Consider the following 12,133-nt stretch of genomic DNA (forward strand, 5'->3'; position numbering starts at 1 on the left):
CAGTCTCCTCAGCGCGCGAGCGCAGCGTCCTGACGACGTTCCAGCCACTGCACGAACTGAGCGATCGGCAGCGACAGGGCGAAGTAGATGAGCGCGATCAGCGAGTAGGTTTCCAGCGGACGGTAGGCTTCGGTGGCGATGCTTTTGCCGACGTACATGAGGTCCGCCACGGCGACGATCGCCACCAGCGCACTTTGCTGAAGGATCGAGATGCCATTGGTCATCAACACCGGTACGGCACTGCGCAGCGCTTGCGGAAGAATCACGTAAAGCGTGCGCTGCCAGGGGCGCAGGCCCAATGCAACGCAGGCATCCAGGTGTTCACGCGGTACTGCCTGCACACCCGCCCGATAGGCTTCGGCGTTGAACGCTGTAAGGTTCAGGCCCAGCGCAAGCACGCCCATGGTGATGGGGTCGATGAACACGTCGAAAAGCATCGGCACGCAGTAGAAGAACCAGACGATTTGCAACAACACCGGTGTGCAACGAAAGAACTCGATGAACAGCTGTGCCGGCCAACGCAGGAAAAACCAGCGACTCAAGGTCAGCAGACACAGACCAAAGCCGAGCACCAGACCGACAATGTTCGACACCAGTGCCAACTGCAGGGTGACTTTCAAACCATCCCACAACAGACCGAAGTTGCCGTTGAGAAAGTTGAAGTCGAATTGATAATTCATGGTCGCGCTCCTCAGTCCAGGTGCAGCACTTTTTCCAGAAACTCGCGGGTGCGCGGTTCCCTGGGCTGAGTGAACAGCTGATCGGGATGGCCTTGCTCGACCACTTTGCCGTTGGCGCAAAACACCACGCGGGTCGCGATATGGCGGGCGAAGTGCATGTCATGGGTGACGATGATCATTGCCATCTTCTGCTCGGCCAGCTGCAGCATCACGTTCTGCACCTCGATGACCATCTCGGGGTCAAGTGCAGAAGTGACCTCATCGAACAGCATCAACTTGGGTTCGAGCATCAATGCCCGGGCAATCGCCACGCGTTGTTTCTGACCACCCGATAGCTGACTGGGGTAAACGTTGAGTTTGCTTTCCAGGCCCAGGCGAGCCAGCAATGCCTGAGCTTTCTCGGTGGCCTGAGTCTTGGACAAACCATGGACTTTCATCGGTGCCAGGATCAGATTGCCCAGCACGGACAGGTGCGGAAACAGCGTGTAATGCTGAAACACCATGCCCACCTGGGTTTGCAGCGAGCAATCCATTGGCTTGCCTTTGCCTCGGGCATTGCCATCGATATAGGGTTTACCCTGGAATCGAATGGTGCCGCCCTGAATGCTCTCGAGCCCCATCATGACCCGCAGCAAAGTACTTTTTCCGCTACCGCTGGGACCGATGATGACCAGGCGGTCATCAGCCCGCATATCCAGATCCAGGTGGTCCATCACCACCAGATTTTCGCCGTAGGATTTATAGACGTCGCGCAGCGTAATGAACTCACCGCTCTTCGTTTCGCAGACGTGCAGAGGCCGTGGCGGCACCGCCGCTAGATTGGAAGCTTTCATCGAACATTCTCCGAGAGCGCGCAGCCCGCTGCGCGCTCGACATCGGGGGGTTACTGAGGGGTTTTATCGGCGTTGGCGAGTTGCGAGGCCTTATCGACCAGCGCATCGATTTCACCGGTCTCACGGCGTTGCGTGAGATAGATGTTCAATGTCTGCAAGTCTGCGGCGCTGACATCTCGGCGAACACCGAACGCCACACCTTGCTTGGCCAGGGCGGGCTTGGGCAGCACTTCCTTCGACCAGCCGGGGTTGGCCACGGCAAACAGGTGGTTGGTGTCGCTGGCATCGACCAATACGTCAGCACGCTTGGACATAACGGCAAGACGAACCTCATCCATGCCCGGCAAGCGCATGATCTTGCCTTGCTTGATCACCGACGAAATGGCCTTGTCCTGAGCCGTCCCGGACATGACCGCGAAGGTCACTTCAGGTTTGTCGAAGTCCGCAATGGCATTACCGACATTGGCCAGTTTCGGGTTGTCTTTATTGATCAGCAACGAGACTTGATAGTCGGTCGCCGCGACCGAAAAACTCACAGCCAGCGCGCGCTCAGGTGTCTGGTTAAGCGCCATGGCCATGTCCCACTTGCCACCTTGCAACCCCGCCACAAGGTTGTCCCAGTTCGTGTCGACAAATTCGACTTTCACCTTCAGCACCCTCTCGCCGAAGTCGCGGCACAGGTCCACGAAGTAACCGCTGTATTCACCAGAACGGGCGTCGCGCATGACGTAAGGCGCTGCGACGGCAGCCCCACACCGTAGAACTCCCGTTTTCTGAATGTCTTTCCAGAGTGAAACATCAGCCGCCTGGGCTGGGACCTGAGTGAGCAACGCACCAATAGCGGATGCACAAACGAGCATGTTGCGGATGGAGCGAGGAAGGAACCGAGCCATTTTGACCTCTCCGATGATTTCGTTCTTGTAGGCAGGAAGGTACAAACTCAACATCACTGTGCGCCGTCATGTATGCAGCGCTGTATGCAGATTAGTTTTGAACGAATTGAGCTGTCAACACGTGCCGAAAAGATTTATGAGAAAAATGACCGAGCGGTCGAACGACCGCTTTGGGGAGGGGGAAAGCTAAAGAGTCCGCTGAATGGCTTCGAGGAAGTGATCGAGAATCAGGCTCGGGCGGCGACTTTTCGAGGTCACTACAGCCAGTGGCGCATCGAAATACAGGCGCTGTGGCGCAAGGAGTTTCATCAAACCCTTCTCCACCCAGCCAGCGGCAAAGTGGTCGGGAAGAAAACCGATGTTGCTTCCAGTCAGGATCAGAAAAGCGATGCCTTCGCGGTCCGTGGCGGTCGCCGCACACTCCAGCAGTTGATGAAGCCCGATCGCCTCGGCAGTCATTCGGTAACTTGGGACAACCGCATCGACATGCCGCAGATCATCATTTGTCACCTGGTGCGCACGACCAAATAATGGATGCTCCGAGCTGCAATAAAGATTCGAACGCTCCTCATAGAGCAGCGTGTACTCAAGCCCTGAAAGTGGCGTAATCAAAGGGATTGCCCCTACATGCAGGCGCCCGTCCAGCAGACCTCGCTCAATCTCCCCCGGGGGTACTCATGCCCAGGTTGACCGTGACGCCATTCCCTTGGCCTTGCTGCAATTGGATCCAGGCTGATACACACACTCCAGTGCATCGACTGCAACCTGGCTCATGAAATACTCAACAAAATCATAGCAATCGCTACCAATCCGTGTTCTTAGTTGCTCTGGCCTTTAACTCATACACCGGATGACTTCCGCACAGACAGTTGGGTCTCGCGGAGCATGGACGAGGACGTGACTAAGTCCGAACAGGTCTGATGGCATGCAGATTGCCCCCGTCCCGGAAAGAGGCGCTCATTGATCTCCATTTGAGCAGAAACGAAACACAGGGGTAGATGCCATGCACAGTGTGTTTTATGCGACAGGTCATCTGACCAGAGTCCGTGTACAGCCTGTTATTTCACTGGATAAACCCATTGAAACAAAGCCTTCCACACTAGAACTCCAAGCAAAAATTTGCAGCGCGATTTTGCTGTTGGCACTGAGTACTTGCTGCGCGCTATGGTTGATCGGCAGCTACGCGTGAACCAAAAAAAGCGCCGCAGCAACAGGTTAAGCACCTGTTACTGCCACGCCTTTATAAAACGATGTTGAATGTTTGCCTTAGCTTCGACCTATTGGCCGCTTCGAATCATATCGGCAGCCTTTTCGCCAATCATGATGCACACCGAATTGGGGTTCCCTGAAATCAGAGTGGGCATGACCGACGCGTCGGCAACCCGCAGCCCTTCAATGCCATGCACCTTCAGATCCGGACCAACCACCGACTGGTCATCTACCCCCATTCGACAGGTGCCGGACGGATGCAACGCAGCGTGGGCCTCTTCGTGGCAGAACTTTCTCATGGCCTCTCGCGAAGTGACCGCGACGTCCGGCACATGACGTCGTGCAAGGTAAGGTTTGAAGGCCGCCTGGGACATGATTTCCTCACCCACGAGGCAACCATCCACCAAGCTTTCAATATCATAAGGATCGGAGAAATAGTTGGGGACGATACGCGGTGGCGACATCGGGTCTGCGGAATAAAGCTCGACATACCCCCTGGATTTCGGCCTTATCTGGCCTAAATTCAGGGTGCAACCATTGCCCCCGGGAACCGAGTCGACCCCCTCTTCGATACCTGCGCCAACGACCATGAAATACTGGATATCCGGGTTTGTGGCCGCCTTGTCCCCCCACCAGAAAGCCCCGCCTTCAATCAGGTTGGACGCTGCCGGGCCTTGCCTGAACAGGACGTACTGCAAGCCCGCCATCATTTTCCAATGCAACTTCTTGTACTTGTCGTAGCTGTGTGGCCCCGTCAGTTCGTAAACGAGCGACACTTCGATATGGTCCTGAAGGTTCTGCCCCACACCGGGTGAATCCTTGATCACTTTGATGCCATGCTTTTCGAGCTGCGCGGCAGGGCCAATACCCGACAACATCAACAATCGGGGTGAATTGATGGCGCCGGACGATAAAACAATTTCCTTTTCGGCGTGCATTACCTGGCGCACACCCTTCTCGATGTATTCAACACCAATGGCCTTGTTACCCTGCATCAGAATGCGGATCACACGGCAACCGGTCTTGACCGTCAGGTTCTTGCGTGACTTCGCGGGTGCCAGGTAGGCCACTGCCGCACTGCTTCGAAAACCATTCTTGGCCGTAATCTGATACAGCCCGCAGCCTTCAGGTTTACCCGAGTTGAAATCCTCGTTGTAAGGCAAGCCGTACTGTTGGCAAGCGCGCAGCCACACTTTGGTCAGCGGGTGGACATTGATCGGATCGGACACACCCAACGGCCCGCCCACGCCGTGGACGTTGTTACAGAAACGCTCGTTGTCTTCGGCTTTCTTGAAGTAAGGCAATACGTCTTTGTAAGACCAACCGGTTGCGCCCTGCTCGGCCCAACCATCGTAGTCGGCGGGTACGCCACGGATGTAAATCATCGCATTGACCGAACTTCCGCCCCCCAGCACGCTGGCCTGGACCATGGTCGGCGTTTCGGTCCGGCGTTGGTCTTCGGTGGGCTCCCAGGCATAGCGCTTGAGCAGCGGACCCTGCGCCGTCTTGTAGTAGGCGCCGGGAATATGGATATAGGGGTTGCGGTCGCGAGGCCCCTCTTCAAACAACACCACGGACGCAGACGTATCTTCGCTGAGTCTCGATGCCACCGTGCAGCCCGTCGAGCCGCCTCCGATTACGATGAAATCCACCATGACGACTTAAGACCTTTTATGAGGTAACGAGTGTAAGAACCGAAGTTGTTAATCCGGGTGAACGTCGCTTTATCGTCCAACGAGGCTGACTAAAAGCGCCTTCAGATCTTTCGCGACCTCATAACTGTTTTGTTGCTGCTGTTTCTTGCAAAACAACTCGCAGCTCCACCAGCCGTCGTAACCGGTCGCCTTCACCGCGGCCGTCCACTCGGCAAGGTTCAATACCCCGCTCCCGGTCGGTATATCCCGGAGGATTTCTTCATTGGGAATGCCACCGACAAACGGCAGCGAGTCACACACATGCACGCCGTAGATCACATCTCTATCCATGCGCGCGATGTCTTCGGGTTTAACGCCGGAGGTAAAGCAATGCCAGTAATCGATCACCATTTTGACGTTGTTGCGTTCGGTGCGATCGATGAGCTGCAGTTGGTGCGCCAAGGTGTTCAACGGCGTCCAGGACAACGCTTCCAGATAAAGCAGGACGTCGTATTGCTTGGCCAGGTCCGCCAGCAGCGCGAGATTGCTGGCAGTTAACGCCAATTGTTCCGCTTCATCGTGCCCCAGCAAACCGCTGTAATGAGCACTCGTGCCGTGCATTTTGAAATCGATCACCGCTTGAACATTGATCGGCCCGGTGAGCACTTGCACACCTTTGGCGTCGGCCAGGTTGGCCAGTTGAAAAAGCCGTTCCGCTTCCTTCAACAGATCATCGCGTTCGGCGCCCTGGCGTTCGATATCTCTCAGGTAGCCGATCCCCGTGACGTGGGTTTTGCTCAGCAGGGTTTTGAGTTCCAACTCGGAATGACCGGCCAGCAAATAGGCTTCCAGTTTGCCGCTGTAGATTTCCAGCGCATCGAAACCGACGGTCTTTGCGATGTCGATGTCTATCGCCAGTGTCGAATGTTTGGCGACTGTGGAATGCAAGGCCAGGATGTTGTTTTGAGTGTGCATATAAGGCTCCTACCGTTGACATCCAGTGTAGAGCGATAGGGTTACGACGGTTATTTCGCACTCACGGCAAATGCGGCGCAACCTGACGCAGTTTCTGCGTCAGGTTGTGGCAACGGATCATTCAACCCGCGAGACGGTTGGCCAAGGTGGAGACGGCCATTGCAGCCGCCTCAAGTCGCTCCTGCGACAACCTTCCCTGAGTGATAGCCGCGGTGATGGCGCGAACAATCTGTGGAATCTCAGGCATCGCCTTGGCGGAAACCAGCAACAGATCCGCCCCCGCGTTCAGCGCCGCAACCGCCACTTCGCCGAGCGATAAGTCTCCGATGGTTGAGCGGTGGTCGAGGTCAATGGTCATGACCAGGCCCTTGAACCCCAGTTCCTGGCGCAGCAAACCGATCAGCTCGGGTGACACCGAGGCGGCAACCGGCGGCTCGCACGCCGAAAAAATCGCCGGCCCCATCATGACCGCGTCGGCCCCGGCATTCACCCCGGCTTGAAACGCAGGCCAATAGGCACGCAGTTGATCCAGCGACTCGTTGACCACCGCCACTTCCGTGGCCGGTAGCTGCAACAGCACCGGATGCCCGGGGAAATGCTTCAGCGTGCTGGCCAGCCCGGCCCGACGCACACCACGCACATAAGCCCCAACCATAGCTGCGGCGCGGTCGACATCATCGCTAAGTGTGCGCCCCTGCAACCAGACGTTGGTGCCGCCCATCACGTCGGCGGTCGGCGACAGCAGCAGATTTACCCCGGCGTTGCGCACGGCTGTCGCGACTTGAAAGCACGCCTCTTCAAGTTCAACGATGCCCATCGCCCTGGCCCGCTCGGGCTCGGGCAGCGCCGGCGATATACCTTGCAAACGGTGCACGGCGGAGATGTCCGCATCGGCCGCGAGCAGCAACGGACCGCCCAGTTCCTTGGCCGTGCCGGTGAATCGTTGCCACTTTTCCAGGGTTTCCGCTTGCAGGCGGCTCTCGCTCATTTTGCCGCTGACATACTCCTGCGCGGTCTCGCCGAAGAGCAGGCTGCGCCCGCCACTGCCGAGAAAACGACGCACGCCGTCATTCATGTCCAGATCGAGCAACACCGGAAACAGCACGCTGAATGCCTTGTTTTCAAGGGTGCTCATGATCAACTCCGACGGGAGATGTGTTGGTCGTGATTGGCCGCTGCCAGTTCGCGAACCTTGGTGGCTGCGTCCAACAGAATCTGACCATCCAGAACGCCTTCGTGGACAGCCGCGACAATTGCCTCGGCGATGGCATCCAGGCCCGACTCGCTGGACACCAGTAACAGGTGCGCGCCGGCCGCCAGCGAAGCGACAGCGGTGTCGGTGATGGCGTTGCCCCTGAGGATGGAAACCGCATCCAGATCATCGGAAATGATCAAGCCATCGAAGCCGAGGGTGTCACGCAAAACCCCGATGACTTTGGCCGAGGTCGAGGCGGAGTGATCAGGGTCGATGGCAGGGAAAACTGCAGGCCCCGGCATCACCGCTTGCACACCAGTGGCAATGACGTGCTTGAACACGTCGAGGTTGTCATTTAGCAATTCCAGTGGCCCGGGAACCGTGGCCTCAGCGATTGCCGGATCCTGCTCGGTGACGTAATGACCGGGAAAATGTTTGGCAGTGGCGATGACCCCGGCGCGCTGAACTCCGCGGATAAAGGCACAGGAAACCCGACTGACTTCGACGGGGTCGGCCCCCAAATGCCGGTTGTGCAACCACGGGTTGGCGCCCGTGACCACATCGACGATCGGCGCCAGGAACAGGTTAACGCCCACCCCCCGCGCCATGGTGGCCATCTCAAAGCAGCGTTGCTCGATGTCTTGAGCACTGAGGTCCTTGAGCTGTTCTCTCGACGCAATGGCCGGCACCAGTTGGTGCAGGCGCTCGATGCCTCCGAGTTCCTGATCCACCGCAATCAGCACGGGCGTCCCGGCCAATGCTGCCGCCTCTGCGGCGATCGCGATAAAGTCGGCCTGGGTCTCAGCGCCCTTGCGAGCCGGGCTCATGTCACGGCTGACGTACTCATCCCGGGTTTCACCGAGCAAAATGGAAACGCCGCCACGGCTCAAGTAACGACGGACGTTGTCGTCCAGGTGCAAATCCCCGAACGCGGGCAGCAGGACCGAATACGCAGCTTGATGCAGTTCGCTTGACATCGCTTTTCCTCAACACCGTTTTTGAGCAGAACGCTCGACTTTATTGACGCATGACGAAGTGCCACGCATGATACCGATCAACTTCGAGCACAAAACGCACGAATAATGCTCGATTGCGCTCAATTTACACAGGGAATCGATTTAGTCAATGCTCACTCATGAAGCTTTCCCCGGAGAACGGCAGAACCTGATCGCGGAACGGCTGGCGACCCATGGTCGGGTACTGGCCGGCGATCTGGCCCAGGAATTCAATGTTTCCGAACACTCGATCCGCCGCGATCTGGCGGCACTGGCGGAAGCAGGCATCTGCAAACGGGTCTACGGCGGGGCTATATCCGTGGCACCGGTACGCGGCGGCGACCATGCTCAGGCTGACCGCAAAAGCTCACTGGGGCTGGCCGCTGCGGCACTGATCAAGTCCGGCCAACATATTTTCATCGACGGCGGCACCACCAACGCTTCGATTGCGAGCGCAATCGATCACAACCTCGCAGTTTCAATCACCACAAACTCGCCAGCCATTGCCCTGGAAATGCAAAAGCTGCCGCTGGCCGATGTGATCTTGCTGGGCGGGCGTCTGCACAAGGCGACCGGCAGCACCGTCGGGCTGACGGCGATCCAGCAGTTGTCGAACTTCAATTTCGACCTGTGCTTCTTGGGCGCCTGCGCGATTGATGCGGTCAAGGGCGTGACGGCGTTCGACATGGACGATGCGGAATTCAAGCGCACGGTGGTGTCTCGCAGCGGCCAGATTGTGGTGGCCGCGACCAATGAAAAACTGTCGAGCATCGCGCATTACCAGGTCGCGTCCTGCGAGGAACTGGGTGTGCTGGTGGTGGAAAAAGACGCCCCGGCCGAACGTCTTGGCCCGATTCAGGCCAAGGTTTCAAACATCGTGGTCGCGTCTTGAGCCAACGGATTTACTGATCTGGAAAAGCCACCCAGGCCCGCCGTTTACTGGATTCGACACAGGCCTGGGACAACACCACGCCGCGCACGCCCTCGTGAATATCCGGCAATGGCACGGTCGTCGCCGTTCGCCACCCTGCCCCGGCATCGAGGGCTTCGGCGAAATCGGCATACAAAACCGCCAGCGCTTCCAGGTAACCCTCGCAATTGCCTGCGGGCAGGCTGGTGAAGGTCAACGTCTGGGCCGCGTTGTCGCTCTGGCCGCGACGGTAGATGCGGTCGGCGCCATCGATGGGCGTAAACAACAGGGTTTCCGGTGTTTCCTGGCACCACTCAAGCGACGCCTTGCTGCCAATGATTTTGAACCGCAACCCATTGCGATGCCCCGGCGCGGCGAAACTGGCCCACAGCAAGCCGTCCGCGCCGCCTGCAAATTCCAGTTGAATCACACTGGTGTCATCCAGCCCCCAACCGGGCACGACCGTGGTCAACTTGGCGTTGAGGCTCGTGCAGCGTCGCCCGGAAAGGAACTCGAGCATATTGAAAGCGTGGGTCCCGACATCGCCCAACGCGCCGGTCGGGCCGGCCTTCGCAGGGTCGCCACGCCACGCGAGGCTCTTACTCAAGCCGTCGACGCCCGGCGCCAGCCATTCCAGCAAATACTCGACATACATGAAGCGGATCTCACCCAATTCCCCAGACTGAATGCGACTGCGGGCATCCCGGACCATGGGATAGCCCTGATAGGTGTAAGTCACCGCGAAAAACGTATTGTGCCGCTCGGCAATGCTGGCCAACCCGTAGGCTTCTTGCGGGTCATTGACCAATGGCTTGTCGCAAATGACCGGGATCCCCGCCTGGAGAAACAGTCGGCACGGTTCGAAATGCAGGTGATTGGGAGTGACAATGACCACCGCATCGATGGGGTCCGGCCGACGGGATTCGGCAGCGGCCATTTCTGCGAATGACAGGTAAATCCTGTCTTGCTCAAGATTGAACGCCGTCCCGGCCTCACGGCATTTATCCGCGTCCGAAGAGAAGGCGCCGGCGACTATCTCGAAGCGATTGCACAAACGCATGGCCGCTCGATGATAGCTTGCGAAATAAGCGCCCTGTCCACCACCGACCATGCCGACCTTGAAACGCCTTTGCCCTGGAATATCACCGGTTAATCTTGCCATCGCTTAAAGACTCCACTAGAGGACGCTCAGGTGCATCCCATGAGTATCAATGGCGATTGTTTTATTCTCCATTTCGCACTACTTCGATACATGACGCGCACTGAAGCACCTGCGTCCTGATCGATCTGGCCAGCAGATTCTTTAACAGGTAGCAACATCAGGTGTTACCCACTAAAAATCAATGTGTTACTGGCTGTGGTCAGGAGTAACCCGAAAGCTCTGGACTGGCTCGTCCGGACACGATAATCCTACGTTTTCCATAGGTTTATCAGCGCCAATCAAGGCGAAAACATGCTGCATTCACCTGTTTACAAAAGAACCCTTTGAATTGAATAAACCGGCATAAAACATGCTTGGCTTATTGGCATAAATTTCAAGCACTTGTGGTTAAGCAAGGGGTTATTTCGATAACTGCGCTATAACTTTTATAACCGACTTCTTAATTAATCAGACCCCATCGAGATAACAATGCCCAGCCGAGGAGATCAGCCCCCCATGTCGTTGACTGCCGCCACCTCGCACTCCGAGCGACAGCAGGTTCGCAGTGACTTGCAGGCGAATGTGCAAAAGAACCTGAGTACGCTAGTGGAGTCCTGCCGGTCAGTGGCCGACATGTGCCGCAAGGTCGACGTCAATCGCCAGCAGTTCAACAAATACCTGGTGGGCCAGCACGTTCCTTCGCAGAAGATCCTGCAGAAGATCGGCCGTTATTTCATGATGGAAGCCGAGGACCTGTTTCGCCCGCCTGCCGAGTTCAAGAAGTTCTATGAGGGGTATGAAAACGAACTGCCGACGGACTTGCGTGCCTCGGCGCAATTCAATCATTTCCTGCCGCTGGCCAAGCAGTCGGCCGATTTGCTCGAGGACTATCTGGGCGTCTATTACCGCTACCACAACTCATCGATCTACAAAGGCCGGATACTGCGCTCGGTCACCTGCCTGTATCGAGCCGATTCGATGGTGCAGTACGTCACCGTAGAACGTTTCCCGTTGCTCGATGGCAGCGGCAAGATCGGCTACTCGTTCACCTATCACGGCTTTTGTTTGTTGCTCGGAGACCGTCTGTTCCTGGTGGACTTTGAAGGCAAGCAACGCAACGAGATGACATTTTCGATCCTGACCCCACAGCATCGCCGACCGATCCGATTCCTGTATGGCTTGGTGACCGGCGTTGCGTCTTCGTCTTTCCGCCAGCCCTTCTCTACCCGAATGGCGCTGGGGCTGGTGGACAAAGGCAAGATCCGCAAACATCACCTGCGCAACGCCACCGCCGTCTTGCCCAGCGACCAGTCTTTACCGTTGGAGGTGCGCGAATACATGACCGGCGACAACGCGACAATCGTGTGGGGCGGCCAGGACTGAGGTGGCTGAGAAACCACCTCGTTGATGTTCAGACCTTGTGATGCTGCCCTTCGATGATCGACGGCGCATCCACCGCCGTGCTGACGTGGGGCACCGGCGTTGGCGGGAGTTCGCTGCCCTGCTCATCGTCATTCATGGCTTTGCGAAAGCCCTTGATGGATTCACCGACATCCGTGCCCAGGTTCTTCAACTTCTTGGTGCCGAAAACCAGCACAACCACCACCAGAATGACGATCCAGTGCTTCCAGTCCAAAATACCCATCGCATGATTCCTCTGCAGACCCG

General features: G+C 57.2%; 12 protein-coding genes. 2 read left to right on the plus strand and 10 right to left on the minus strand.

Annotation, left to right across the window (positions count from 1 at the left end; genetic code table 11):
* Nucleotides 1-8: 8 nt before the first annotated feature.
* The 8 genes from DFS28_RS10830 to DFS28_RS10865 all read right to left on the minus strand — a co-directional run bounded on the left by DFS28_RS10830 (nucleotide 9) and on the right by DFS28_RS10865 (nucleotide 8,396).
* Nucleotides 9-680 (minus strand): amino acid ABC transporter permease, encoded by a 672-nt coding sequence (locus tag DFS28_RS10830; RefSeq protein ID WP_046056242.1) that lies wholly within the window; start codon nucleotides 678-680, stop codon nucleotides 9-11.
* A gap of 11 nt (nucleotides 681-691) precedes the next feature.
* On the minus strand, nucleotides 692-1,513 hold the full coding sequence (locus tag DFS28_RS10835) for an amino acid ABC transporter ATP-binding protein (RefSeq protein ID WP_111449738.1): 822 nt from the start codon (nucleotides 1,511-1,513) through the stop codon (nucleotides 692-694).
* 50 nt (nucleotides 1,514-1,563) lie between these two features.
* Complete coding sequence (locus tag DFS28_RS10840) at nucleotides 1,564-2,460, minus strand: transporter substrate-binding domain-containing protein (protein WP_371922149.1); 897 nt, start codon at nucleotides 2,458-2,460, stop codon at nucleotides 1,564-1,566.
* A gap of 132 nt (nucleotides 2,461-2,592) precedes the next feature.
* Entirely contained in the window at nucleotides 2,593-3,018 is a 426-nt protein-coding gene (locus DFS28_RS10845; protein WP_256596862.1) for a LysR substrate-binding domain-containing protein, read from the minus strand.
* A gap of 665 nt (nucleotides 3,019-3,683) precedes the next feature.
* Entirely contained in the window at nucleotides 3,684-5,270 is a 1,587-nt protein-coding gene (locus tag DFS28_RS10850; protein ID WP_111449740.1) for a GMC family oxidoreductase, read from the minus strand.
* A 69-nt stretch (nucleotides 5,271-5,339) separates the two neighbouring features.
* Nucleotides 5,340-6,224, minus strand: a complete 885-nt coding sequence (locus tag DFS28_RS10855; RefSeq protein WP_111449741.1) for a sugar phosphate isomerase/epimerase — start codon at nucleotides 6,222-6,224, stop codon at nucleotides 5,340-5,342.
* 121 nt (nucleotides 6,225-6,345) lie between these two features.
* The gene (locus DFS28_RS10860; protein ID WP_111449742.1) at nucleotides 6,346-7,359 is read right to left on the minus strand and encodes a glycoside hydrolase family 3 N-terminal domain-containing protein; all 1,014 of its coding nucleotides are present in this window, start codon (nucleotides 7,357-7,359) and stop codon (nucleotides 6,346-6,348) included.
* Nucleotides 7,360-7,361: 2 nt separating this feature from the next.
* Nucleotides 7,362-8,396, minus strand: coding sequence for a glycoside hydrolase family 3 N-terminal domain-containing protein (locus tag DFS28_RS10865; protein WP_111449743.1), 1,035 nt, complete (start codon nucleotides 8,394-8,396; stop codon nucleotides 7,362-7,364).
* 148 nt (nucleotides 8,397-8,544) lie between these two features.
* On the opposite strand from DFS28_RS10865, the gene DFS28_RS10870 reads away from it, so the two are divergent.
* A complete protein-coding gene (locus tag DFS28_RS10870) occupies nucleotides 8,545-9,306 on the plus strand; it encodes a DeoR/GlpR family DNA-binding transcription regulator (RefSeq protein WP_111449744.1) in 762 nt (253 codons plus the stop codon).
* Nucleotides 9,307-9,316: 10 nt separating this feature from the next.
* On the opposite strand, the gene DFS28_RS10875 is transcribed toward DFS28_RS10870, so the two are convergent.
* The gene (locus DFS28_RS10875; RefSeq protein ID WP_111449745.1) at nucleotides 9,317-10,486 is read right to left on the minus strand and encodes a Gfo/Idh/MocA family protein; all 1,170 of its coding nucleotides are present in this window, start codon (nucleotides 10,484-10,486) and stop codon (nucleotides 9,317-9,319) included.
* A 495-nt stretch (nucleotides 10,487-10,981) separates the two neighbouring features.
* Between DFS28_RS10875 and DFS28_RS10880 the strand changes: the two genes are divergently transcribed.
* A complete protein-coding gene (locus DFS28_RS10880; protein ID WP_111449746.1) occupies nucleotides 10,982-11,848 on the plus strand; it encodes an XRE family transcriptional regulator in 867 nt (288 codons plus the stop codon).
* 28 nt (nucleotides 11,849-11,876) lie between these two features.
* Here DFS28_RS10880 and DFS28_RS10885 read toward each other — a convergent pair whose 3' ends face one another.
* Entirely contained in the window at nucleotides 11,877-12,110 is a 234-nt protein-coding gene (locus DFS28_RS10885) for a twin-arginine translocase TatA/TatE family subunit (protein WP_111449747.1), read from the minus strand.
* Nucleotides 12,111-12,133 lie beyond the last annotated feature (23 nt).

The organism is Pseudomonas sp. 478, from assembly GCF_003254125.1.
Lineage (GTDB): Bacteria > Pseudomonadota > Gammaproteobacteria > Pseudomonadales > Pseudomonadaceae > Aquipseudomonas.

What these genes read in the sequence shown, in the direction of transcription:
- DFS28_RS10850 (WP_111449740.1), bottom strand. Translation starts at nt 5,270, where the DNA reads ATGGTGGATTTCATCGTAATCGGAGGCGGCTCGACGGGCTGCACGGTG.
- DFS28_RS10865 (WP_111449743.1), bottom strand. Translation starts at nt 8,396, where the DNA reads ATGTCAAGCGAACTGCATCAAGCTGCGTATTCGGTCCTGCTGCCCGCG.
- DFS28_RS10840 (WP_371922149.1), bottom strand. Translation starts at nt 2,460, where the DNA reads ATGTTGAGTTTGTACCTTCCTGCCTACAAGAACGAAATCATCGGAGAG.
- DFS28_RS10875 (WP_111449745.1), bottom strand. Translation starts at nt 10,486, where the DNA reads ATGGCAAGATTAACCGGTGATATTCCAGGGCAAAGGCGTTTCAAGGTC.
- DFS28_RS10885 (WP_111449747.1), bottom strand. Translation starts at nt 12,110, where the DNA reads ATGGGTATTTTGGACTGGAAGCACTGGATCGTCATTCTGGTGGTGGTT.
- DFS28_RS10835 (WP_111449738.1), bottom strand. Translation starts at nt 1,513, where the DNA reads ATGAAAGCTTCCAATCTAGCGGCGGTGCCGCCACGGCCTCTGCACGTC.
- DFS28_RS10880 (WP_111449746.1), top strand. Translation starts at nt 10,982, where the DNA reads ATGTCGTTGACTGCCGCCACCTCGCACTCCGAGCGACAGCAGGTTCGC.
- DFS28_RS10870 (WP_111449744.1), top strand. Translation starts at nt 8,545, where the DNA reads ATGCTCACTCATGAAGCTTTCCCCGGAGAACGGCAGAACCTGATCGCG.
- DFS28_RS10855 (WP_111449741.1), bottom strand. Translation starts at nt 6,224, where the DNA reads ATGCACACTCAAAACAACATCCTGGCCTTGCATTCCACAGTCGCCAAA.
- DFS28_RS10860 (WP_111449742.1), bottom strand. Translation starts at nt 7,359, where the DNA reads ATGAGCACCCTTGAAAACAAGGCATTCAGCGTGCTGTTTCCGGTGTTG.
- DFS28_RS10830 (WP_046056242.1), bottom strand. Translation starts at nt 680, where the DNA reads ATGAATTATCAATTCGACTTCAACTTTCTCAACGGCAACTTCGGTCTG.